Annotated in this window: 22 protein-coding genes; 11 read left to right on the top strand and 11 right to left on the bottom strand. The window is 69.0% G+C overall.

From position 1 onward, the window contains the following. Positions 1–61: 61 nt before the first annotated feature. Genes AU194_RS02905 through AU194_RS02895 form a run of 3 tightly spaced genes read left to right on the top strand, consistent with a single transcriptional unit; the run spans position 62 to position 3,785 of the window. Positions 62–2,263 carry a xanthine dehydrogenase family protein molybdopterin-binding subunit gene (locus AU194_RS02905; protein WP_157575866.1) on the top strand — a complete coding sequence of 734 codons (2,202 nt, stop codon included), beginning with the start codon at positions 62–64 and terminating at the stop codon, positions 2,261–2,263. Continuing rightward, positions 2,260–2,802 (top strand): (2Fe-2S)-binding protein, encoded by a 543-nt coding sequence (locus AU194_RS02900; protein ID WP_059087729.1) that lies wholly within the window; start codon positions 2,260–2,262, stop codon positions 2,800–2,802. The genes AU194_RS02905 and AU194_RS02900 overlap by 4 nt, the downstream gene beginning before the upstream one ends. Continuing rightward, on the top strand, positions 2,799–3,785 hold the full coding sequence (locus tag AU194_RS02895) for a xanthine dehydrogenase family protein subunit M (RefSeq protein ID WP_059087728.1): 987 nt from the start codon (positions 2,799–2,801) through the stop codon (positions 3,783–3,785). The genes AU194_RS02900 and AU194_RS02895 overlap by 4 nt, the downstream gene beginning before the upstream one ends. 5 nt (positions 3,786–3,790) lie before the next feature. On the opposite strand, the gene AU194_RS02890 is transcribed toward AU194_RS02895, so the two are convergent. From AU194_RS02890 to AU194_RS02880, 3 genes are read right to left on the bottom strand one after another with little or no spacing between them, the layout of a single operon-like run. Continuing rightward, positions 3,791–5,251 carry an aminotransferase class I/II-fold pyridoxal phosphate-dependent enzyme gene (locus AU194_RS02890; protein WP_059087727.1) on the bottom strand — a complete coding sequence of 487 codons (1,461 nt, stop codon included), beginning with the start codon at positions 5,249–5,251 and terminating at the stop codon, positions 3,791–3,793. Between the two features lie 34 nt (positions 5,252–5,285). After that, positions 5,286–5,747, bottom strand: coding sequence for a ribonuclease HI (gene rnhA / locus AU194_RS02885; RefSeq protein ID WP_059087726.1), 462 nt, complete (start codon positions 5,745–5,747; stop codon positions 5,286–5,288). Continuing rightward, the gene (locus tag AU194_RS02880) at positions 5,744–6,388 is read right to left on the bottom strand and encodes a VOC family protein (RefSeq protein ID WP_059087725.1); all 645 of its coding nucleotides are present in this window, start codon (positions 6,386–6,388) and stop codon (positions 5,744–5,746) included. Before AU194_RS02880 ends, rnhA begins: the two co-directional genes overlap by 4 nt. Positions 6,389–6,534: 146 nt before the next feature. On the opposite strand from AU194_RS02880, the gene AU194_RS02875 reads away from it, so the two are divergent. Next, positions 6,535–9,525, top strand: a complete 2,991-nt coding sequence (locus AU194_RS02875) for a serine/threonine-protein kinase (RefSeq protein ID WP_059087724.1) — start codon at positions 6,535–6,537, stop codon at positions 9,523–9,525. Here the strand turns inward: AU194_RS02875 and AU194_RS02870 are convergent. The 3 genes from AU194_RS02870 to AU194_RS02860 form a co-directional block, all read right to left on the bottom strand. Then, positions 9,518–10,126, bottom strand: coding sequence for an FHA domain-containing protein (locus AU194_RS02870; RefSeq protein ID WP_059087723.1), 609 nt, complete (start codon positions 10,124–10,126; stop codon positions 9,518–9,520). The genes AU194_RS02875 and AU194_RS02870 overlap by 8 nt on opposite strands. 101 nt (positions 10,127–10,227) lie before the next feature. Continuing rightward, on the bottom strand, positions 10,228–11,157 hold the full coding sequence (locus AU194_RS02865; RefSeq protein ID WP_059087722.1) for a hypothetical protein: 930 nt from the start codon (positions 11,155–11,157) through the stop codon (positions 10,228–10,230). Between the two features lie 126 nt (positions 11,158–11,283). Continuing rightward, entirely contained in the window at positions 11,284–11,769 is a 486-nt protein-coding gene (locus AU194_RS02860; RefSeq protein WP_059087721.1) for a DUF4383 domain-containing protein, read from the bottom strand. A 92-nt stretch (positions 11,770–11,861) separates the two neighbouring features. On the opposite strand from AU194_RS02860, the gene AU194_RS02855 reads away from it, so the two are divergent. Continuing rightward, positions 11,862–12,731: a hypothetical protein gene (locus tag AU194_RS02855; RefSeq protein ID WP_059087720.1), complete on the top strand. Its 870-nt coding sequence runs from the start codon at positions 11,862–11,864 to the stop codon at positions 12,729–12,731. Here the strand turns inward: AU194_RS02855 and AU194_RS02850 are convergent. After that, the gene (locus tag AU194_RS02850) at positions 12,728–13,489 is read right to left on the bottom strand and encodes an SDR family NAD(P)-dependent oxidoreductase (protein WP_059087837.1); all 762 of its coding nucleotides are present in this window, start codon (positions 13,487–13,489) and stop codon (positions 12,728–12,730) included. The genes AU194_RS02855 and AU194_RS02850 overlap by 4 nt on opposite strands. Positions 13,490–13,649: 160 nt before the next feature. Between AU194_RS02850 and AU194_RS02845 the strand changes: the two genes are divergently transcribed. The 3 genes from AU194_RS02845 (at position 13,650) to AU194_RS32440 (ending at position 15,782) form a co-directional block, all read left to right on the top strand. After that, a complete protein-coding gene (locus tag AU194_RS02845) occupies positions 13,650–14,606 on the top strand; it encodes a helix-turn-helix transcriptional regulator (RefSeq protein WP_231743137.1) in 957 nt (318 codons plus the stop codon). Between the two features lie 73 nt (positions 14,607–14,679). Continuing rightward, entirely contained in the window at positions 14,680–15,381 is a 702-nt protein-coding gene (locus tag AU194_RS02840; RefSeq protein ID WP_059087719.1) for a GAF and ANTAR domain-containing protein, read from the top strand. Continuing rightward, positions 15,378–15,782 carry a hypothetical protein gene (locus AU194_RS32440; RefSeq protein ID WP_231743136.1) on the top strand — a complete coding sequence of 135 codons (405 nt, stop codon included), beginning with the start codon at positions 15,378–15,380 and terminating at the stop codon, positions 15,780–15,782. The genes AU194_RS02840 and AU194_RS32440 overlap by 4 nt, the downstream gene beginning before the upstream one ends. Here AU194_RS32440 and AU194_RS02830 read toward each other — a convergent pair. Genes AU194_RS02830 through AU194_RS02815 form a run of 4 tightly spaced genes read right to left on the bottom strand, consistent with a single transcriptional unit; the run spans position 15,759 to position 20,322 of the window. Beyond that, positions 15,759–17,639, bottom strand: a complete 1,881-nt coding sequence (locus AU194_RS02830; protein WP_059087718.1) for a CheR family methyltransferase — start codon at positions 17,637–17,639, stop codon at positions 15,759–15,761. The two genes, AU194_RS32440 and AU194_RS02830, sit on opposite strands and share 24 nt — an antisense overlap. Positions 17,640–17,647: 8 nt before the next feature. Beyond that, complete coding sequence (locus AU194_RS02825) at positions 17,648–18,406, bottom strand: STAS domain-containing protein (RefSeq protein ID WP_059087717.1); 759 nt, start codon at positions 18,404–18,406, stop codon at positions 17,648–17,650. Continuing rightward, entirely contained in the window at positions 18,396–19,418 is a 1,023-nt protein-coding gene (locus AU194_RS02820; protein WP_059087716.1) for a chemotaxis protein CheB, read from the bottom strand. Before AU194_RS02820 ends, AU194_RS02825 begins: the two co-directional genes overlap by 11 nt. Before the next feature lie 37 nt (positions 19,419–19,455). Continuing rightward, positions 19,456–20,322 (bottom strand): LLM class flavin-dependent oxidoreductase, encoded by an 867-nt coding sequence (locus tag AU194_RS02815; RefSeq protein WP_059087715.1) that lies wholly within the window; start codon positions 20,320–20,322, stop codon positions 19,456–19,458. 99 nt (positions 20,323–20,421) lie between these two features. On the opposite strand from AU194_RS02815, the gene AU194_RS02810 reads away from it, so the two are divergent. From AU194_RS02810 to AU194_RS02800, 3 genes are all read left to right on the top strand, one after another. Further along, positions 20,422–20,691, top strand: a complete 270-nt coding sequence (locus AU194_RS02810; RefSeq protein WP_059087714.1) for a DUF4235 domain-containing protein — start codon at positions 20,422–20,424, stop codon at positions 20,689–20,691. A 29-nt stretch (positions 20,692–20,720) separates the two neighbouring features. After that, positions 20,721–22,439 (top strand): thiamine pyrophosphate-requiring protein, encoded by a 1,719-nt coding sequence (locus AU194_RS02805; protein WP_059087713.1) that lies wholly within the window; start codon positions 20,721–20,723, stop codon positions 22,437–22,439. Positions 22,440–22,531: 92 nt separating this feature from the next. Then, positions 22,532–23,569 (top strand): YihY/virulence factor BrkB family protein, encoded by a 1,038-nt coding sequence (locus tag AU194_RS02800; RefSeq protein WP_059087712.1) that lies wholly within the window; start codon positions 22,532–22,534, stop codon positions 23,567–23,569. The last annotated feature ends 10 nt before the right edge of the window (positions 23,570–23,579 follow it).

Raw genomic sequence — 23,579 nt, 5'->3', positions numbered from 1 at the left:
GCGCAACGTTTCCTGCTAGCCGGTATTGGCTTGTCGTTGGCCGCCGACCACGATGATCTACGTGGCGAGAGCAATCGGCGAACCGGTCAACCGCGTTGAAGGCGCAGCCAAGGTCACCGGCACGGCCCGCTACACCGCTGACGTCGCACTGCCAGGGCAGGTGTACGCGGTCCTCGTCCAATCCGAGATCCCCCACGGCAGGGTCACCCAGGAATCGCTGCGGGTGGGTTCCGACCGTGCCATGGCTGTCCCCGGGGTCCTCCACGTCCTCACGCCGATCAACTGCCCGCCACTCCGTGACGTGCCCGAGGACCTCAGTTGGGATCTGCCCTTGGAGCGGCGTCCGCCGCTGTCGGACCTCACCGTGCAGCACGTCGGCCAGCACATGGCGCTGGTGGTCGCCGACACTCTCGAAAACGCCACTGCTGCAGCTGCTTTGATTGACCTCCAGTACGAGGCCCGTCCTGCCCTCCTCGACGCTCACGATGTGCTCACCACACCACCGGAGCCCGACGAGCAGGACGGCCGGATCCGACACGGCAGCTACCGCCCCGACCACTTCGTGAAGCTGTCCGAAGAGAAACTGCAGGACCGCCGTGGTGAGCCGCCGACACACGGCGCGCACCGACTCGCCGCCCGGTACACCACACCGGAGAACGCGCACTATCCGATCGAGTTGTCGGCCACCATCGCCAGCTGGTCGGGCGATCAGTTGACCGTGCACGACAGCACCCGCTGGATCGCGGGCGAACGCACCGCGCTGGCCGCCTCTCTCGGCATCGCCGAGGACCGGGTGCGGGTGATCTCCCCACTGGTCGGCGGCGCCTTCGGATCGAAGAGCTTCCTGTGGATGCACGTGGTGCTGTGCGCGCTCGCGGCCCGCGAGGTGGGCCGTCCGGTCAAGCTCGTCCTCACGCGCGACCAGATGTTCACCTCTACCGGGCATCGGCCCCGCACCGAGCAGGACATCGTGCTCGTGGCCGACGGCGATGGCAGGCTGCTCAGCACCGAACACCACACCCTGACCGAAACCAGTACCGTCGCCCACTTCTGCGAGCCCGCCGGGCTGTCGACCCGATTCCTCTACCGCTCAACCCATCTGGAGGTGTCCCACCGCACCGCACGGCTCAACACCCCGACCCCGTGCTTCATGCGCGGCCCGGGTGAGGCGCCCGGGTTGTTCGCGCTGGAAACCGCCATCGACGAACTCGCCCATCAGATCGGCCTCGACCCGCTGCAGCTGCGGGTTCGCAATCACGCCGACACGGACCAAGCCAGCGGTAAGCCGTGGTCGGGTGAGCACCTGCTCGACTGCTACCGAGTCGGCGCCGAGAGGTTCGGGTGGGCCCGCAGGCCGGCCGAGACGCGCGCGCTGCGACGGGACGGCGTCCAGGTCGGGTGGGGGATGGCGACGGCGACCTACCCCGGCCGGCGCATGCCCGCCGATTGCCGCGTCACCACCGCACCCGACGGCACGGTGGAATTCGCCTCGGCGACACATGAGATCGGTAACGGCGTGCGCACGGTCATGTGCCAGGTCGCAGCCGACGTGACCGGGCTGCCCCTATCCCGAGTCGCCTTCCTTTCCGGCGACTCGACATTCCCCTCCGCGCCGTACAGCGGCGCATCCCAGACCACCGCGACCGTCGGGTCGGCCGTCTTCGCGGCTGCGTCCGAATGGAAGCGCCGACTCGACGCGATTCGCCGGGAAAATACGCACGCCGACCCTGCTGGGCTGGTCGGTACCCACCACGAGAACCTGAGTTTCACCGTCGACAGCGACGCCGGCGGCCAGACCGCGACGGCGTCCCAGTCCTTCGGCGCCCACTTCTGCGAGGTGGAGGTCGACGAGCAGATCGGGCGCGCCGGTGTCACCCGCTGGGTCGCGGTCATGGACTGCGGCCGTGTGCTGAACCCGAAACTGGCCCGCAGCCAGGTGATGGGCGGCATCACGTTCGGCCTCGGCATGGCGTTGCTCGAGCGGGTGCCGTATGACCCCGGCACCGCACAGATGCTCGGCGAGTACTACGTACCCACCCATGCCGACCGCCCCGACTTCGACATCACCTTCGTCGACGGCGCCGACTACGGGTTGGATCCGATCGGGGTGCGTGGCATCGGCGAGATCGGCACGTGCGGTGTGCCCGCCGCGATCGCCAACGCCGTCTACCACGCCACCGGAAAGCGGTTGCGCGATCTGCCTATCACGCTGGAGGACCTCATGATGCCTTACCGCCCATCGACCACCGAGGAGGCGCGATGAGCCGGCCCGGCCACGTCGTCGAACTCCGGATCAACGGGAAGACCCGACGCATCGCCGCCGACGTGCGCACCACGCTGCTCGACTTGCTGCGCGAGCGTCTGCACCTGACGGGTACCAAGAAGGGCTGCGATCACGGTCTCTGCGGCGCATGCACGGTCACCGTCGACGGTGAGCGGGTGTTGGGCTGCCTGACACTGGCGGCGTCGATCGACGGTGCGGACGTCGTGACCATCGAAGGAATCGCCGACGGGCAGGAACTGCATCCCCTGCAGAGCGCCTTCCTGGAGTGCGACGGATTCCAGTGCGGCTTCTGCACTGCCGGGCAGATCTCCTCGGCGCGCGCCATGCTCGCCGAACACGCCCGCGGTGACCTCAGCATGGTTTCGTTCGAGGGTCCCCGCGCCGACTTGATCTCCGGCTGTCCGCGGTTGACACCCGCTGAGATCCGGGAACGACTGGCCGGCAACATCTGCCGATGCGGTGCATACGCCAACATCGTCGACGCCGTCGCGGCGGTCGCCGAGGAGCGGACGGCGTGAAGACGTTCGCCTTCCGGCACGCCACCACCATCGACGACGCGCTGACCGCAGGTGGTAAGCCGGGCGCGAAGTACCTCGCCGGCGGCACCAACCTCCTCGACCTGATGAAGGGCGGCGTCGAAACCCCTGAAACGATCATCGACCTGCGGCGCCTGGGCCTGACGACAATCGAACCCACGGCTGAGGGCGGGGTGTCCATCGGCGCCGGTGCGACCAACAGCGCCATCGCCAATCACCCGCTGATCCGCACGCAGTACCCGGTCTTGTCGCACGCCATCCTGAGTGGGGCCACCACTCAGCTGCGCAACATGGCCACCGCGGGTGGAAACCTGCTGCAGCGCGCCCGGTGTCCGTACTTCATGCAAACGGTGTTCACCTCCTGTGACAAGCGCGCCCCCGGCAGCGGATGCGCCGCGCGCAGCGGATTCCACCGGGAACACGCGATCTTCGGAGCCGGCGGTGGTTGCATTGCGGTCCATCCGTCCGACATGGCGGTTGCCTTGGCCATCCTCGACGCCGTCGTCCACGTCCGTGCCGCGGACGGGCGGCGATCCATCCCGATCGAGGATTTCTTCGCGCTGCCGGGGGACACCCCGCACGTCGACAACACCCTGCGCGACGGGGAACTGATTCTCGGCATCGAACTGCCGCCGTCGAAGCTCGCCGACCACTCCTGGTATCTCAAGGTGCGCGACCGGCGCAGCTACGCGTTCGCGTTGCTGTCGGTGGCTGTCGGATTACGCGTCGAGGACGGTGTCATCACCACCGCCGCCCTCGCGCTCGGCGCCGTGGCGGCCAAACCCTGGCGGCTACGAGCGGCCGAGCAGGTGCTGGTCGGAAGGCGGCCCGGCGCCGAGGCCTTCCATGCGGCGGCGGCGCTCACGTCGGACGGCGCCGAACCACTGGCGCAGAACGCCTTCAAGGTCGACCTCGCCCGCAACAGCGTGGTGCGGGCCTTGTCCCGGGCAGCCGAAGTGTGCTGATCCGATCACGCCACGACGCGGAAGTGCTGCGCCTTCGGATCCGAAGCATCCGGCAGCGTCATCCCCGCGGCGGCACCCGAACGCAGATAGTCGATCACCGCGTCGTTGAGCTCCTCACCCGGGACGACGGCCGGGATACCCGGTGGATAGGGCGTGATCTGTTCTGCCGCAACGCGTCCGGCGGCCTTGTCGGCAGACGCCATCTCCGTGTTTCCGAAGAACGCGTCGCGTGGCACGATCACCGTCGGCAGTTCGATCTCCTCCGGGGTCGGGAGGTCGATCCGTGGCGGTGGTTCGAAACCCCGCGCGGCGGCACGCCACGACGTCAGCGCACCCAACAACCTGTCGGCGGTGTGCCGATCGTCGGCGAACGACATCGTCGCCAGCATCCGCCGGTGGTCGGACATGCCGAGGTCGAGTTGGCAGTGCTCGCGCATCCAGTCGACGCCCTGATAGCCCGATGTTCCGGTGGCCGAGATGTCCATCAACACCTGCAGACGGTCGAGGTCATGTGACGCCTGCTCACCCAGCAGCTCCTCGTCGAGCACCGCCACGTCGGGGATCTCCTCGATGCGCTTGCGGACATCGGCGGCGAGGTCCAATGCCGCGCCGAGCAGTTCATGGCCGTGCTCGACCATCTGGCGACGCCACGCGTCCAACGCGGCATAGACCATGACGTTCGGACTCGTCGTCATGAGCAGGTCGGCGCACTTGGACAACCGGGCGGCGTCGACTAGATCGCCCTGCAGGTGGAACACCGAGCCCTGTTCGAAGCCCGCGCCCATCTTGTGCACGCTGACCACACAGACGTCGGCGCCCGCATCCATGGCCCAGGTCGGCAGATCCTCGTGAAAGGGCAGGTGTGCGCCCCACGCCTCGTCGACGATCAGGGGTTTGCCCCTGTCGTGGCACACCTTTGCGATGGCGGGAAGGTCGGCGCAGGTGCCGTACGGGCTGGGGCTGACCACCAGCGCACCCGCGGCGTCGGGATACTTCTCCCACGCCGCGGCCACCTGCTCGGGGGACGGCGGGTGCGAGAAGTGTCGCTCGGCATCCCACTGCGGGGTGATCCATCTCGGTTGCACCCCGGACAGGATCAGGCCTGCCACCACCGACTTGTGGCTGTCGCGGCTGAGCAGCAGTCCGCCCTGCTGTCCACCCGCCACTGCCATCATCGCGGCCTTCACCGAAAGTGAACTGCCGCAGGTCGAGAAGAACGCGGCGTCGGCCCCGACGGCTTCGGCCATCAGGTCTTCGGCATCGGACAGGAAAGCGCCTCGCGACATCCGGTCGTCGAGACCGCCGGACGCCAGCACATCGTCGCGAAACGGATCCTTGCCCAGCACCGCGAGCGCGCGCTCGTCGGCGCCGCGGCCCTGCCGGTGGCCGGGCGGGCTGAACCCGTATCGCTCACTGCGGTGGTAGTCGGCCAGCGCGTCCAACAGAGGTGCGTTCGACTGATCCATGGCAGGGGGCTACCCAAGCCCGCTGCGTTGAATCTCAGACTCGGACTGCCGCCCCGGCGACCGCCTCCTGCAGCCCGCGCGTCGCCAGCTGATCGGCCAGCTCGTTGTCGCTGACCCCCGAGTGCCCCTTCACCCAGAACCACTCCACGGTGTGCCGCTCGCAGGCCTTCTGCAGCCGCTGCCACAGATCGACGTTCTTCACCGGCTGTTTGGCCGCGGTCATCCAGCCGTTGCGCTCCCAGCCGAGCACCCACTTGGTGATCCCGTTGCGGACGTAGGTGCTGTCGGTGTGCAGGTGCACCACGACCGGTCGGGTCAACGCCTCCAGCGCCATGATCGGCGCGGTCAGCTCCATCCGGTTGTTGCTCGTCGCACCGGCCTCACCGCCGTACATCTCGCGGACGTGACGGCCCTGGCGCAGCACCGCACCCCAGCCGCCGGGGCCGGGGTTGGGCCTGCAGCCGCCGTCGGTGTGGATGATCACGGCGTCGGTCATGCGCTGAGGATAGGCGCGGAGATCAGTGCCGTCGGGACCGACATTCCGAGAGCGCGGTGGCGCAGCGTGGTGATCCGGCGTCCCGGCTGCACCGCATCCTTGACCGGCGCCGTGTGGTCACCGAAGAACGCCACGGCGGCGTCGATGTCGGCGACGACGTAGGTGATGCCCCACAGCGTCGACGGGCCGTCGCCCGCCGCTGTGGGGGAGCCCACCACCTCGAGAATCACCTCACCGAGCCGGAAGAAGACCTGCCGCGCCGGTCGGCCGCCGAGTTCGGTGTCGCGCACCCGCCGCGCCTCGACGCCGATGGCGCCCAGCGATGCGACCGTCCGCGAGAGGTGCGGCGACATCAGCACGACGTGGTCGATCGCGGTGACCCCGTTCGCATGTACGGCGGGCTGCGCCGGGGCGGCGTCGGAGCCCGCCGTCGGGACGCCGTCGAGCGAAAGCGCCTCCGGCAGGCCCCGCAACGACCAGCCGACGATGCCGGTGCCCGCATCGCGACCCACCAACTGGATGCGGACCCCGCCGATGCGGCACACCTCATCGGGGTCGACGGTGAACCCCGCCTGCGTCCACGCCGACGCGGGATCGGCGACATGGAATTCGGAGACGGTGACGGGACCGGCCGGGCTCATCCGACCGAGGCTACGTCGGCACCGGGTGCCACATCGCGGGTGTCCGGACGAAAGCCGACCACAACGCCTGATTCGCCTGTTCGGCGGGGCTTTGCTCGGTACCGTGAGGCGAACGATCCGCGTATCACCGGAGGACGGGTGGGGTCATGGCGGGTGGGATAGCGGAAGAGCTGGCAGCCGCCGGGTTCACCGATGCGGTGGAGGTCGGCCGGGGCGGCGGCGGTGTGGTCTACCGGTGCCATCAGAAGTCGCTCGGGCGCAGCGTCGCGATCAAGGTGCTGGCCTCCGATCTCGACGACGACGACCGTGAGCGCTTCCTGCGTGAGGGGTACGCGATGGGCGCACTCTCGGGGCACCCCAACATCGTCAACATCCTGCAGGTCGGGGTCACCGAGGGCGGCCGTCCGTTCATCGTGATGCCTTACCACGCGCGGGGTTCGCTGGCGCACCGCCTGCGCCGCGAGGGCCGGATCGCCTGGCCCGAGGCGCTGCGAATCGGCGTCAAACTCTGCGGCGCACTGGAGACCGCGCACCGGACCGGAACCCTGCACCGCGACATCAAACCGGCCAACGTCCTGGTCAACGACTACGGCGAACCGCAGCTCAGCGATTTCGGGACCGCCCGCATCGTCGGCGGATACAAGACCGTGACCGGCTTCTTCACCGGCACGCTGTCCTACACCGCACCCGAAGTCCTCAGCGGTACCCCGCCGACGGTGGCTGCCGACGTCTACTCCCTCGGCGCCTCGATCTACGCGCTGATCGCCGGTAACCCGCCGCACGAACGCAAGGCCGACGAGGACCTGATCGCGCACTACCTGCGGATCACCTCCACGCCCGTACCGGACCTGCGCCCGGAGGGCATACCCGTCGACGTGTGCAACACCATCGAGAAGGCGATGGCCCGGGAACCCGGTGACCGGTTCGCCTCGGCCGAGGAGTTCGGGCTGGAACTGCAACTGGCACAACGGCACAACGGCCTGACGGCGGACTCGATGGCACTGAGCGAACCGAGTGGACCAGAGGCCCCGCAGGCGACCCCCGAGGCCAAGGACGCGACCGCTGCGCACGTCATGGAGGACGACTCACTCGGCGCCACCGGTGCCATGCCGCCGCCCTCGCCGGGCATGTTCGCCCACACCGCGTCGATCAGCGCGTCGAGCCTGCCGTGGGCCGTTCCCGCGGCTGCGCCACCCGCCCCGCCCACGCCGCCGGACACCGCGGCGGGCCCACCGCGCGAGAAGCCCGACCGCAACCGCAGACTCATCGCCGTCGCGGCTGTTGTCGCGGTGCTGCTGCTCGTGGTGAGCGGGGTGTACATGATCACCTCGCCGCGCGATGACACCGGCGGTGAGGTGGCCGCGCCGGTCGGCCAGACCCAACCGACCCAGGAGGCGCAACCCGGCTGGCGGTCCATCGCCGACGCCCGGGTGGCCCGCGAGGGTGTGGCGGCCACGGAGGCCGACGGCACGATCTGGGTCTTCGGTGGTGTCGGCGACGGCAACCGCGTCAGCGGACGGCACGAAGGGTACGACCCCGCGATCGACAGCTGGAAAGGCGGTGCGGACCTCCCGGTTCCCGTCCAGCACGCGATGGCGGTGACCTGGCAGGGCACGCCGGTCGTGCTCGGCGGCTGGCGCACCGAGGGCGACGATCCCCGGGTCGCCACCGACCAGGTGTGGCGGGTCGTCAACAGCCGCTGGACCGAGCTGCCGCCGCTGCCGACCCCGCGCGCGGCCGCCGTGGCGGCCGTGGTGGGTGACCGCATCATCGTCGCCGGCGGAGTGGACGCAGCCGGAAAGCCGTTGTCCCGCACCGACATCTACGACGGCACCGCATGGCGGCCCGGCGCCGACATCCCGACGCCGCGGCAGCTGGCCGCCGCGACGTCGGACGGCAGACTGGTCTACGTCGCCGGTGGCAGGAGTGGTACGACCGATCTGGCGACCGTCGAGGCCTACGATCCGGCCGCCGACACCTGGACCACCCTGCCTCCACTTCCACAGCCGCGCAGCGACTTCGGCGCCACCAGCGCGGACGGCCGACTGGTCGCGGTCGGTGGGCGATCCGGCGACCAGGTGCTCAAGAGCGTCGCCGCGCTGGACTACGTCACGCGCACCTGGACCGGACTGCCCGATCTGGCGACCGCGCGGCACGGTATGGCGGTGGCCAGCGTCGGCCGCACCGTCTACGCGATCGGCGGGTCGACCGGTGCGGCCGACGGCGCGGTGACCGCATCCGCCGAATCCCTGAAACTCGGGGCGCGCAGGCCACAGCCCGCCGCGCAGTGGCGGACCCTGCCCGATGCGCCCACCGCCCGGCTGATGACGGCGTGGACGGTGCTCGACGACCAGATCTGGCTGGCCGGCGGGATGAGTCATGGGGAGACCCTGCAGACCGTCGAGAGCTACGACACCCGCACCGGCACCTGGCGGGCCGAACCGCCGCTGCCGGTGCCCCTGCACCACGCCACCGCGACGACGTACCGCGGTGAGGTGGTGGTGATCGGCGGCGCCAGCGAGAACATCGCCGACGCGTCGAACAAGGTCTACGCCTTCCGCGACGGGGCATGGGCCGAACTCCCGCCGATGACGTACGGCCGGGTGGCCGGCGCCGCCGCCGTCGTCGGGGACAAACTGGTGGTCGTCGGCGGACAGGACGACAAGCGGCTCGTGCCCCAGACCGAGGTCTTCGACGGGCAGTCGTGGACCGAGGCGGCCGACATCCCCACGCCCCGTGAACATCTGGCAGCGGTGTCCGACGGGGTGTACGTGTATGCCCTGGGCGGGCGGGCACTGAGCGCCGACGAGAACTCCGCGGCCTTCGAGCGGTTCAACCCGCAGACCGGTGCGTGGGAGTCGTTGCCGGACATGCCGACTCCGCGCGGCAGCTACGGGGCGGCCTACATCGACGGCCGGATCGTCGCCGTCGGTGGTGAGGAGCCGACCCGGGTGCTGGCGACCGTCGAGATGTATGACATCGCCGCCAGGACGTGGACCACGCTCGCGCCGATCAGCACACCGTTGCACGGTGAGGCGGTCGCCGCGGTCGGGTCGACGCTGTACTGCATCGGCGGCGCCGACCGCCCGACCCACGAGGGGCCCGTCGCCACCGTCGAGGCGCTCGACTTCACCTAGCGTCGCGCAACTGGGCGATGGTCACCGCACCGCGCCGCAGCGCCTCGTTGGCCAATCGGACGCGGCGGTCACCCTCGGCCGGGACGGCGAACTTGTCGTACAGGTTCTGCAGGTGCTGTTTGACCGCGGCCTCGGTGACGTACAGTTCGCCCGCCAAGCGGCGCACCGAAGCGGGTTCGGGGAACAGGTCGTCGGAGACGAGTGGCCGGCACAGCGCCACGAGGACGTCGACCTCGCGCCGGGTCAGCCGGGGCGGGAGATCGGACGGTTTGGCCGAGACCGTCTCCTCGTCGCGCGATCCGTCGCCGCCGTCGTGCCAGAACATCAACCGGGACCTGCCGACCCGCACCTCGTCCCCCGAGCGCAGCACGCGTTCGGCGGTGATCCGTTCCCCGTTGAGGTAAGTGCCGTTGCGGCTGCCGAGATCCCTTATGGACCAAGCGGATCCGAGGTTCTCGAAGACGCTGTGCAGTCGGGACACGGTCTCGTCGTGCTCGAGCGAGACGTCGTTGGTCGGGGCCTTGCCGAGCGTCACCCGCTGCCCGTCGAGCGGGATCACCTCCCGGCCGGACGGTTTCCACACCTCGAGGTGGAACGGCATGACGACCTCCTGTCGGAGGTCATTCTCACCCGCATCCACGGTTCGTGGTCGGGGAATGCGCCGCGGGCCGCCGGGGAGACCCCGACGGCCCGCGTCACCGCTCAGGCACCGCGGCGGCGGATCTTCTCCAGCAGTGGGGGCCAGGGCCATTCGCTGCCCGCCCGCCCGCGGGGCGCCTTCAGGAACGCCAGGCCCAGCACGAATCCGAAGACGATGTGACCGACCAGGGTGATCGTCACCGTCGCCGGGTTCAGCGGGAACATCATCTGCTGACCGCGCGGAGCCAGGGCGACGGTCGCGATCAGCCCCGCCCATGTGGGGAACACCGCGAACGCGACGGCGGCGGACACCGCCTTGACGTTCGACCACCGGTCGATGCCGAGCGCGAACGCGATGACGAAGAACGCGACCCCCAGCCCGCCGCCGTCGCCGATGTAGCGCCACACGTAACCGACCGCCGCGCTGCCGGTGGTGTCGGGCTCGCCGGTGACCCACGACCCCATCACGGGGATGAAGTCCTCCATCAGATCCAGCACATGGACCGCGAACAGCCGGGCTCCGTCGTAGACGATGCAGGCCACCATGCCGGCGATCAGGCCACGCCCGACGATCATGTCGGTCCGGTGCGGTGCGAACACCACCAGCGTCGCCAGCACGGCGGTCAACACGATGATCGCCACCGAGGCGGTGGCCTGCGGAACCCAGCCGAACACGTCGATCGAGATGCTCAGGATAGGCATCGCCGCCAGCAGCAGCACCAGCAGAAGCCGCCCGATCTGCCACACGCTGGGCGGGGCGGGATGAACGGCGGCCAGGTCGGCGTACCGCTGGCGCACGGTGTTGGTGACATGGCCGACGACGATGCTGGGCAGCCGGACTGTCTTGCCCACGGCCGCGGTGCGCAGGCGCGTGGTGACCGGTTCGTCGAGGGGGATGTCGGTCGGCAGCGGGCGGAGCAGCACCGCATCGCGCAGCCGCACTGTCTCGTCGTGACCCCGGCGAGGGGAGTTGGCGGAAGCTGTCGCAACCATGAGGTCCTCGATGTCGTTCGTCGTGGCGGAGGGAACGACATCGATCCTCGTCAGCGCACCGCGTCCGCGTAATCGCGGCGGAGACAGAATCGGCTGACCGCGGGTAAGACTTTCCTGTCCGCCGGGCTAGGTGTGCCGCCGGTCGTGCGGGGCGGTCGCGGGAACCCGGCCGAGCAGTACCCCGAGGCCGATCATCCCGACCGCGAGCGCGAGGTGCAGCCAGTTGTCGGCGGTGTTGAGCGGGACGAAGTTCGCCGCCGAGTGCCGGTCGATCACCAGGCCGTAGACGAACAGCACCGCGTACACGAGTCCGCCGCCGATCAGGTACCACTTCGCCCCGTTGAACGTGCCGTGCAGTGCGATGCCGAGCACGCCGAAGATCAGGTGAACGATGTTGTGCAGCACCGAGACCGCGAACAGGCCGAGCAGCATGGCTCCGGAGTGGTGGCCCGCGAAGGACAGCGCGTCGTAGTCGGTGGTGATGCCCGGGATGAACCCGAGGACGCCGACGAGCAGGAACACCGCGCCGACCGCCAGCGCCGCTTTCTGCACCGGCGCCTTCCCCGAGGTGGGTGCGGCCTTGGGGGTGCCCTGCGTTCCAGGTGTCGCCATCGGTGAGCTCCTTTCCGTTGGGAGTCTTTGCCGTACCCGCTCACCTCGGGCGGAAACCGGGTTCGCCGCAAACGGAACGGGTATGCGCAGGTATGCCCTCGGACCAGACCGATCCGTTCGCCGGATGGGGTGTTCACCGCGGTCTCGCCGCCGCATTCGCCGACCGTTTCCGCGCCGTCCGGAGTTGTGTCGACCCCGCCTACGTGCGCGCCGACTGGGCGCAACGCAACGAGCAACTGGCCCGGGATCTCCTGCCCGTGCCGCCCGCCGACTTCCTGAGCCACCCCGCCATCCGCTTCCAGATGCTGATGGGGGAGCGGATCCTGCCCCACGAGTTGCCGTACGTGCGCGAGCGGTTGGGTGACGATGCGTTGCTGGCCGAGGATGCGATCGGGGCGCCGCCGACGGTGCCGGTAACCGGCACCGACCTCCACACCTCACCGAACTCCGTGCACCAGCTGCACCATCTGCTGCGGTACGAGGAGGCCACCGGCCGACGCGTCCGCGATGCGTCGACAGTCGTGGAGTGGGGCGGCGGGTTCGGCAGCCTCATGCGCCTGCTCGTGCGGCTGCACGGCGGCGACCCGACCAGTGTCGTCATCGACACCCCGGTGTTCAGCGCCCTGCAGTGGCTCTATCTGTCGGCCGTCCTCGGCGATGAGCGCGTCGTCCTGCACCACCGTGCGCCGGTCCGCCCCGAGGCCGGTCGGGTCAACATCGTCCCGATCGGGCTGGTGCGCCACCTCGACGTCGACGCCGACCTGTTCATCTCGAACTGGGCGCTCAACGAGAGCATGCCCGCCGCGCAGCGCGACGTGGTGGCCCGACGGTTCTTCGGTGCGGAGTCCCTGCTGCTGGCCATGCACGCGGGCGACCCGTTCGCGTCGGTGGTCCTCGACCAGGGCGCGCGGGCGGTCCTGCTCGGCGACTTCATGCCCGGCCAGCAGTACCTGGTGCGTTAGGTGATGGTGACGCCGCCGTCGACCACGATGGTCTGCCCGGTCACGTAACCGCCGGCGTCGGAGACCAGCCACACCAGCGTCGCGGCGAGTTCCTCCGGGTCGCCGGTGCGGCCGAGCGCCGCCCGTTCGACGACACTCTCGAGGTAGCCGGGCTTGTACTGGTCGGTCATCTCCGACTTGAAGAATCCCGGCGCGATCGCGTTCACCCGGATGCCCTTGCGAGTCCCCCACTGCTGGGCCAGATCTCGGGTCAGTCCGGCGATCGCGGCCTTGCTCGCGCTGTAGGCCGCCTGCGGCAGCCCCGCGGTGGTGATGCCCAGGATGCTCGAGATGTTGACGATCGAACTGCCCGGCTTCATCACCCGGCCACACGCCTGCGCACCCCAGTAGGAGCCGTTGAGGTTGATGTCGACGACGGACCGGAACTCCTCCGGATTCTCCCGCGTGGCGGGTACCGCCGTGCCCACCCCCGCGTTGTTGACCAGTACGTCGACCCGGCCGAACTCGGACATCGCCGCATCGACCATCGCCTGGCACTGCGCCGGGTCGACGACGTCGGTGGCCACCGACAGCGCGCGCCGGCCCGTCGAACGCACCAGTTCCGCAGTGCCCTCGAGCTTGCCGACGCGGCGGGCGGCCAGCACGACGTCTGCGCCGGCCTCGGCGCAGGCCTTGGCGAACGACACCCCGAGACCGGAGGAGGCGCCGGTGACGATGACGACCTTGTCGTCGAGACGAAATCTGTCGAGTACGGACATGGACGTCATCCCACCACACCGGTGCGGGAGCAACTGCCGGGCGTACGGCAACGAGTTGGATAGGGTGAGTCCCGATCCGGGGGGTTCAGCCTCAGCCCCTCATCACGTCTCGCGCAGAGGTGAACCGATAAGCACGAACACCGACGCCGCCGCAGTCCCGGTGCGCACTCGCGTCGAGATCACCGAACCCGACAAGGCGGCCGCCTTCCTCGACGACGCCTACGGCTCGCGGCTGCGCCTGTCGAGGCTGGACGAACCGAAGTGCGGCGGCGCGGTCCTCAGCCACATCCGCCTTGATGCCGGTGCTTTCGTCCTCGACGAGATCGAACTGCTCGGCAGCTTCACCGCCGCACCGGATCCCCTGCACAGAGTCGCCGCGGTGTGGGCGCAGCGCGGCCGGATCGCGGGCCGGTGCGGAGGCGTCGAGGGCATCGCCCGGCCCGGCGAGGTGACGCTGCTGGCGCAGCCTGACCTGCCCTTCGACGCCGGCGGGGAGAACGTCGCGCTGACGACGGTTCTGCTCGACCCGGCGCTGATGGCGAGCGTCGCCACCGGGATGCCGCCCGCCCAGGCACCGCAACAGATCAGGTTCTCGATGTTCGAGCCGGTGGACGACCCGGCGCGAAGGCTGTGGCAGCACACCGTCCGCTACATCAGGGACAGCGTGCTGGCCGACGACGCGCTCGCCAGCCCGCTGGTGCTGGGGCATGCTGCGCGGATGCTGGCTGCCGCCACGCTGGCCGCGTTCCCGAACACGGTCGGCGCGGTCGAGACCGCGCACGACCGCGATGCCAAGCCGGTTCTGCTGCAACGGGCTGTTGACTTCATCGACGAGCACCTCGACAGCGACATCGCCCTCGGCGACATCGCCGCGGCGATCCACGTGTCGCCGCGCGCGGTGCAGTACATGTTCCGCCGCCACCTCGACTCGACCCCGCTGCAGTACCTGCGGCGGCTGCGTCTGCACCGCGCGCACCAGGATCTGATCGCGGGTGACCTCCGGTGCGACACCGTCACGGCGATCGCGGCGCGGTGGGGCTTCGGCCACACCGGGCGGTTCGCCGTGGCGTACCGGCAGACCTACGGCCAGAGCCCGCACACCACATTGCGGGGATAGCAGGTTACGGCCGCGCCCCTCAATGGGGATCCGACGTAGGATCGGTTGGGACAGTGAACGTCAGGGGAGGCGTGTGTCCGAGGCGATTCATACCGCGATTGCTCTGGAACTGGCTGCGCTCGTTCGCGATCTCCAGCAGAGCAGGTACGAGTCTGTCTCGTCTGCGCTCAACGACTTCGTGCAGAACGCCGCCAAAGCGGTACCGCACGCCGACGCCGCCGGCGTCACGCAAGCCTTCCGCGACGGTGCGGTGCAGACCGTCGCGGCCACTGACGAGGTCGCGGTGGTGCTCGACAGGATCCAGCAGGATTTCGGCCAGGGGCCCTGCCTGTCCGCCGCGTGGGACCAGCACACGATCCTGGTCGACGATCTGAGCGCCGATCACCGCTGGCCGCGCTATCGGCGCGACGCCCTCGCCCGCACCGCGGTCCGGTCGGTCATGTCGTTCCGGCTGTTCAACAATCTCAAGGCGGTGGGCGCACTCAACTTCTACGCCGAACGCGCGGGAGTGTTCGGCGACGAGGCCGTCGAGGTCGGGTTGGTGTACGCCACCCACGCCGCGATTGCATGGGACGTGCAACGACGCGACGAGCAGTTCCGCAGCGCCCTGGCATCAAGGGACATCATCGGCCAGGCCAAGGGGATGCTGATGGAGCGTTTCAACATCGACGCCGTGCGGGCCTTCGAGCTGCTCAAGCGGTTGTCCCAGGACGGCAACATTCCACTCGTCGACGTCGCCCGGCGGCTGGTGCACGCGGATCACCCGACGTCGTGACTGTCAGTTCGTCCGACGATCCATCCTCCCGGGCGGAGGCGGCTCGCGCGCGCGCCGAGGAACTGCGCAGGCGTCGCGAGGAACTCGACCACGGCATCGCTCCCACCCTCGACACGGCGAAACGCGCGCACGACGGTGCGATGGCGGCATACGCCAGGGCGGAAGCGGCCCATCACGCGGCGGCCAACCGCCACCTGGAGGCCAGTCGGGTTCACCGCTCGGCGGCCGCCGCCCACGAACAGGCGGCGCTCATCGCCCGCGACGGCAACGCCGACGAACACCAGGACGCCGCCGCCCGCCACCGAGCGGAAGCCGAACGGCACGAAGCGGCCGCCGCGGAGGATTTCAACGGGGAACGAGATGACGCCGAACGCGCGTCAGGTGAGTATTTCCATCAGTAGCAGCGCGCCGTCGACGGTGCCCTCGGGCGCCCGGAACGCCGTACACATGACCCGTACCTTCGTCGGCCGGCCGCGCCGGTTCACGGCGTCGACAACGGTCTCCCCGGTCGTGTCGGAGTCGACGAACGCCTTGCCGATCAACGGTTTGACCTCGTCCAGCGGCAGCCCGATGTCGAGTGAAACCAGCAGTTCACCGGTGGTCTCGTCGGCGCGCAGGCCCCACAGTTCCTCACACCCGCGGTTCCACACGACGACCCGCATCTCCCGGTCCACGACGACCAGACCGTGGTTGACGCTGTCGACCAGCGAGTCGAGGAACGTCTGCGCCTTGTCCAGTTCGACGCTGCGCTCGCGCAGTGCCTCGTTGATGGTGTGGAGTTCGTCGTTGGTGGACTGCAGCTCCTCGTTCATCGTCTCGAGCTCTTCGTTGGTGGACTGGAGCTCCTCGTTGGTGGTCTCCAACTCCTCGACCGTGGACTGCAGCTCTTCGTTGGTGGTCTCGAGCTCTTCGTTGGTCGACTGCAGCTCCTCATAGGCCGCCTCGAGCTGATGGTTGGTCTGCACCACCTTGTCGACCAGCGCGCGGGTGGCGGTCACGTCGAAGAAGACGATCGACACGCCGATCAACCCGTTGTGGGTGTCGACCAGCGGGTTGATGTGGATCTCGAACCACACCGGTTCGGCGCCGGCGCGTTGCCACTCGACGTCCTGCACCATCGCCGAACGCCGTTCGACCTTCGCCTGCTCGACAAACGCACGCAACTCGACGGGCCGGTAGGACACCTCCAGGTCGCGCAGCAACCGCCCGATGTCGCGGGCCGAGAGACCGAACGTGGTCTCCGCCTGCTGGTTGATCATCGCGACCGTGTCGTCGCTGGTCACGACGATCTGCGCGACGGGGCTCGCCCGGAACGCCAGTTCGCGGATGGGGTCGAGGCCCGGGAGGTCGCCCTGGCGGTCCAGCGGGCCCGCGGAGTTCTCGACGCGGCCCACGGACCGCTCGCTGCCGCCGGTCTTGCGGAAGATGCGCTGTTTGAGGTTCAGCGGGGTGAAGCGGTCGCTGTGACTCAGCAGCATCTCCGCGTGGCCGAGGAACAGCGTGCCGTTGGGGGCGATCGCGAAGTGCAAGCGGCTCAACACGTTTCGTTGCGTCTCCGCATTCAGATACATCAGCGTGTTCCGGCACACCAGGAGGTCGACGCGGGATATCGGGGCGTCTTTGACCAAATCGTTGCGCCCGAAGATGACCGCCCTGCGCAGATCTTTCCGGAACACGTATCGACCGCCGATCTGCTCGAAGTAGCGGTGCAGCAGTTCGGTTGGGATGGATTCGACCGCCTTGGCGTCGTAGGTGGCGGCGCGCGCCTCGGCCAGGGCCTCCTCGTCGACGTCGGTGGCGTAGATCTTCACGCGCTGGCGGAAGGCCTCCGGTCCGAGCGCCTCGGCCATGACCATCGCCAGCGTGTAGGCCTCCTGTCCGGCGGCGCAGCCCGCACTCCACACGCGGATCGGGTCATTGGGTCCGCGATCGGCCAGCAGTGACGGCACCACCTCTTCCCGCATGAAGTCCCAGGCTCCTGCGTCGCGGAAGAAATCGGTGACGTTGATCAGGATCGTGTTGAACAGCGCGGCGAACTCATCGGAACTCGCCTGCAGCACGTCGAGGTACTCCTCGAAGGTCTCGTAGCCGGCCTGGTCCATCCGGTGCCGAACCCGTCGCATCAGTGACGTGCGCTTGTATCCGGTGAAGTCGAACCCGCGGGAGTCGCGCAGGTAGCGCAACAGGGATTCGAAGACCTCGTCCGACCGCTCGTCCACCCGTGCCCCGTCCGCCAACTGACTACGCCGACTCAACATACTCGCGCTCACAAGGCATTCTCGGGACCGAGGATGGCCCAGACCGTTTTACCGGTCGGTGTCGGCGCGGCCCCCCACATTCGGGCCAGCGTGGTTATGATCTTCAGTCCGGACGGGCGGTCGCCGTCGAAATCCTCGCGCACCGCGGCGGGCACCTGGCTCTCGTCGGCCACCGCGACCGTCACCGTGTCCCCCTTGGCTTCGACCCGGACATTCGGCGCGCTCTCAGTGTGCTGCAGGACGTTTTCCACGAAGACGGTGGCCACGATCTTCGCCACGGGGATGAGCTCAGGGCGCGACCACGCGGTGAGCCATTCCTCGACCATCTCCCGCGCACTGCACAGGCTCGACTGATCGGCAGGTAATTCGGCCTTGGCCCGCCGCCGGTACGGCAGTGGTTCGTCCGCGGTGATGGCGGCGACCGCTGCCCCGAGGGTGGGGAAAACCGGTACCCAGCGGGCCACTCCGTTCCTGCGGATCGCGGAGCGCCCTGAACCGTGCCCGCAGATCAGTAGCAGCGGGATCTCCGGCCAGCGGGTGACGTGCCAACGGGCGCTGGTGAACACCACCCACGCAGATTCTGCGGCGACGGTCAGCCCGCTGACGTCGATCAGGACGGCGCTCGGTTCTTCGAGGGCGGCCTTGATGATGTGGTCGCGAAGCACCCGGTATGTGCTGCTGTCGAGTTCCCCGACAACGCTGAGCAGGGTGTGGCTTCCCGCCGTCGAGGCCGTGATGGCGAGCGGGCCGATGTCGTCAGCCGTCACCGTCGTCGCCCGTGCCTGCCGGTGCCTCGCTGAGCCGCTTGGCCAGCACCTCCATGGCCTGCTCCGCTTCCTCCGCCGCGTCGAGGTAGCGTCGGCTCAACATGCCTGACCCCGCGTTCTCCGCGAGCCGGCGTGACAGCTTGGCCTTCTCCTGCAGGCTGCGCACCGCCACCCACAGTGCGTTCTCCACTTCGTGGTCACGTGCCTCCAACAACGCCTCGGCGGTCCATGCATGCCCCACCTGACAGCGGAAGCCCCCCTCCTCGACGGTGGCCAGCGATCCGTTGCAGTCCGGGCACGTGTAACCCGACGGCGGGCCGAGGGCGTCGGAGTCGAAGTGCGCGGAGAACTTTCGGCCCATGGCGATCCGGTTCTCCAGTTCCAGGCGGGCGTCGGGCTCCATCTCCCGCTCCTCGATATCGCGGTCGGCCAATTTGGTGAGCAGTGCGCCGATGTCGGCGGCCGCTGCCTGGTGCTGGATCACTCCGGCGCGCAACGCGTTCTGGGGCATCGCGGTGAACAAGGCGTCACTCGGGGACTGGGCGACTGTGACCCCGCCCCTGGACCGGATGGCGCCGGACCCCAACGCCCCGTCGTCGAGCACTCCCGACATCACCACCCCGATCGCACGCGGTCCGAACGTCACGGCCACCGAACGGAACAACGTGTTGACCGCGGGACGGTTCATGTTCTCGGTGGGGCCCTCTGAAAGCATGATGCGGTGGTCGCGCACCATCAGGTGCCGATTCGGGACACCCACGTAGATTCGGCCCGCTTCGAGTTCCGCGCTGTCGACAGCCGCCACCGCGGGCAGCCGACCGGCGCGGTCCAGGATGCGGGGCAGCACGCTCGGCGCGTTCGGCGGCATGTGCAGCACGACGAGAACGGCGTACGGCAGGTCCTCGGGGAGTCCCGCGGCGAAGCTCGTCAGCGCCTCGACGCCGCCCGCCGACGCACCGACGGCGACCACGCCACGCAGGACGCCGTCGCCGTTTTCCACTGCGCCGGTCACGCAGGGGGGTTACCCCGTGACGGCGCTGGTAATCGGCTTACAGCTTTCCGATGACGTTATCTGCGAACCATTCGAGGTTGCGGATCTTGGTCTCCAGCGGTTCGGTGTCCTGTCCGGTGATGTAGGGGATCCGGAAGCCGACGATGACGTCCGTTACGCCCTTGTCCTCCAACCGTTTGATGCCGTCAACGCTGAACGCGTCGACCGAGATGACGTGGATCTCGAATGGTCCGGTCTGTCCCTGCTCCTCGCGGTAACGGTTGAGTTTGGCGAGCAGCCCGTCGAGTTCCTCGGGGTCGCCCCCGCCGTGCATCCAGCCGTCGCAGCGGGCGGCGCGTCTGAGGGCGGCGTCGGCGTGGCCGCCGACCAGGATCGGCACCGGCTTGCTCGGGGCGGGGGTCATCTTGGTCTTGGGGATGTCGTAGAACTCGCCGTGGAATTCGAAGTACTCACCGGTGGTCAGGCCGCGGATGATCTCGATGCACTCGTCCATGCGCTTACCCCGCTTGGCGAACGGCACGTTCATCAGCTCGTAGTCCTCGGGCCACGGACTGGTGCCGACTCCCAGGCCCAGCCGGTTGTCGAACAGTGCAGCCAGCGACCCGGCCTGCTTGGCCACCAGGGCCGGTGGGCGGATCGGCAGCTTGAGCACGAAGAAGTTGAACCGCAGCGTGGTGGTCACCGCGCACAGCGCACTGGCCAGCACGAACGACTCGATGAACGCCTTGCCGTCGAGGAACTCGCGGCTGCCGTCGGGGGTGTACGGATACGTCGAATCCGATTCGAAGGGGTAGGCGACGCTGTCGGGGATGGTCATCGCGTCGTAACCCGCGGCCTCGGCGGCCTTGGCCAGCGGGATGTAGTACGTCGGATCGGTCATCGCCTCGGCGTAGGTGAACCGCACAGCGCCTCCTCGGGGTCGGTTGTCGCGAGTGCTGCGCCGAATACTAGAACGTGTTCTAGTCCGATGTTTGAAGAACGGCGCCCCGGGAAGCCCACCGCGGTGAGTGTCGCGAAAACCTTGTACAAACCTTTGGCGTTGGGCGCCAGCATCGGCGGCGGTCTGATCGCAGGCAAGATCTTCACCGAGATCTGGGAGCGGGTTAACCCGGCCGGGACCGAACCGCCCGATCCCGAGGATCTGCAGAGTTCCGCGAAGGAGATCTTCATCGCCGCGGCCATCCAGGGCCTGATCGTCGGCGTGGTCCGCGCCGCGCTGGCCCGTGGTCAGGCCAAGGGCTTCGCCGCGCTGGCCAAGGAGAACCCGGAGTAAGTCCCGACGCGGCGGGTATGTCGCGGGCCATGAGCGATCTGGTGGCGGATGCATTGGTGGCCCGACTGAAGGACTGGGGTGCCGACCGGGTGTTCGGCTACGCAGGCGACGGGGTGAACACCCTGCTCGGCGCGCTACAGCGGTCCGGCGAACCCGAGTTCGTCTCGACCCGGCATGAAGAACTCGCCGCGTTCATGGCGTGCGGACACGCCAAGTACACCGGGCGGGTCGGCGTGTGCATGGCGACCCAGGGCCCTGGGGCCATCCACCTGCTGGCCGGCCTCTACGACGCCAAGCTCGACCGGCGGCCCGTGGTCGCGATCGTCGGCCAGGTGGTGTCGACCGCACTGGGCAGCGGCTACCTGCAGGAGGTGGACCTGCACTCGTTGTTCAGGGATGTGTGCGGTCAGTACGTGCAGACGGTGTTCGCCCCCGAACAGGCGCTGATGGCGCTCGACAACGCGATGCGCACGGCGATCGCAACGTCGACACCGACCTGTCTGATCATCCCGCACGACGTCCAACAGGCCGACATGCCTGACGATCTCGAGCACAGCCACGGCATCATCCCCTCGACGGCGGTCACCGCGCGGGCGGCGGTCACCGCACCCGACGACCAATTACGCAGTGCTGCAGACCTTCTCAACGCCGGCGAGCGGGTGGCGCTGCTGGTCGGTCGCGGCGCCGCCGGAGCGGACGCCGAAATCGCCCGTGTGGTCGACCTTCTCGGCGCGGGGGTGACCACGTCGCTGCTCGGCAAGCCGGTGCTCGACGAGGGCGAACCCTGGCACACCGGGGTGATGGGCCATCTCGGCACCACGGCGAGCGCCCACCTGATGGCCGAGTGCGACACGCTGCTCATCGTCGGATCCAACGATCCGTGGACGGAGTTCTACCCCGCGCCCGGTCAGGCGCGGGCGGTGCAGATCGACCTCCAGCCGCGCGTCATCGGCGCGAAGTATCCCGTCGAGGCGCCCGTCGTCGGGCAAGCGGCACAGGCACTCTCGGCACTGGCCGATCTCCTCGAGCGCAAGACCGACCGCGGCTGGCAGGACCAGGTGCAGCGGTGGCGGGAGGAGTGGCACGTCGAGGCCGCGCGGCGGGCCGCCGCCGAGACCACCGGCGCCAACCCCGAGGCCGTCGTCCGCGCGCTGTCGGACCACCTGCCCGCCGACGCGCGCGTCGCCGTCGACACCGGATCGTCCACCTACTGGTACGCCCGCCACCTGCGCCTACCGCCCGGCGTACCGGCCCACCTCTCGGGGTACCTGGCGTCGATGGGATGCGCACTGCCCTACGGGGTGGCTGCGAAACTCGATGCGCCGCAACGGCCGATCGTCGCGCTGGTCGGTGACGGCGCCATGCAGATGAGCGGGCTGCTCGAACTCGTCACCATCGCCGACCGGTGGCGGTCGTGGCAGGATCCGCGCTTCGTTGTGCTGGTGCTGCACAACGCCGACCTCACCGAGGTGTCCTGGGAGCAGCGGGAGATGGAAGGCAACCCGCGCTTCCCCGCATCCCAGGACGTGCCGCGGTTCCCGTACGCCGACTACGCCGAACTGCTGGGCCTGCGTGGCATCCGGCTGACCGAGTCGACGGCCGCGGACGAGGCGTGGGCGCAGGCGTTGGCGGCCGACCGGCCCACGGTGATCGAAGCGGTCGTCGACCCGGCGACCCCGCTGCTGCCGCCGCTCATGCCGGAGAGCAAGGTCGAGAAGGTGCGCGACGCCCTGGAGCGCGAGAAGTGAGGGCCGAACGTGAGCCGGTGCCCGAACTTCCGGACGAATCTCGCACACGAGCTCACGTTCGGCGCCCGGGTTTTCCGGGTAGAGAGCGAGGCATGGCTGAAGACAGTGCGCCCGACCCCGACGATCCCCGCAAGCCGGATTCGCCGACCGACCTGACGAAACCGTCGGCGCTCTACGTGCTGCGCAAGACCGCGCGCGAGTTCAGCCACGACCAGTGCACCGACCTCGCCGCCGCGCTCACCTACTACGCGGTGCTGTCACTGTTCCCCGCGGTGCTGGTGATGGTGTCGCTGCTCGGCGTGTTCGGTCAGGGCAAGCGCACCACCGACGCGCTGCTCGACCTGATCTCCGACGTCGCCCCCGCCTCGACGGTCGACACGCTGCGGCCCACGGTCCAGCAACTCGTCGAATCGCCCTCTGCGGGTTTCGCTCTGGTGATCGGCATCCTCACCGCGCTGTGGTCGGCGTCCGGGTACGTCGGCGCGTTCGGCCGCGCGATGAACCGCATCTACGAGGTCGACGAGGGCCGACCGGTGTGGAAGCTGCGCCCGCTGCAGCTGGTGCTGACGTTCGCCGCGCTGATCGGAGCGGCGCTGGTGCTGTTCATGGTCGCGGTCAGCGGTCCGGTCGCCGAAGCCGTCGGCAACGCGATCGGCCTCGGTGACGCCGCGGTGACGGCATGGAACATCGGCCGCTGGCCGGTGATCCTGCTGCTGGTCATCATCGCCGTCGCGGTGCTGTACTACGCGACGCCCAACGTGCAGCAGCCGAAGTTCCGGTGGATCAGCCTCGGCGCCGCGCTGGCCATCCTCACCTGGATCCTGGCCTCGGTGATCTTCGGGATCTACGTCGCCAACTTCAGCAGCTACAACAAGACCTACGGGGCGCTGGCCGGCGTCATCATCTTCCTGCTGTGGCTGTGGATCACCAACCTCGCGTTGCTGTTCGGTGCGGAACTCGACGCCGAACTGGAACGGGGCCGCCAGCTGCAGGCCGGGCTGCACGCCGAACGCGAACTGCAGCTGCCGCCGCGGGACACCCGCGTCATCGAGAAGAAGGAAGCCGCGATCGAGGAGGACGTCGAACGCGCCAAGGCGCTGCGGCGCAGCCGGGGCCGCGACGACGGCTGAACCGTCCGGG

It is taken from the genome of Mycobacterium sp. GA-2829 (assembly GCF_001499965.1).
GTDB lineage: Bacteria > Actinomycetota > Actinomycetes > Mycobacteriales > Mycobacteriaceae > Mycobacterium.
Note: the sequence above shows the minus strand (reverse complement) of the source record. Positions and strands in the feature narration are given on the sequence as shown.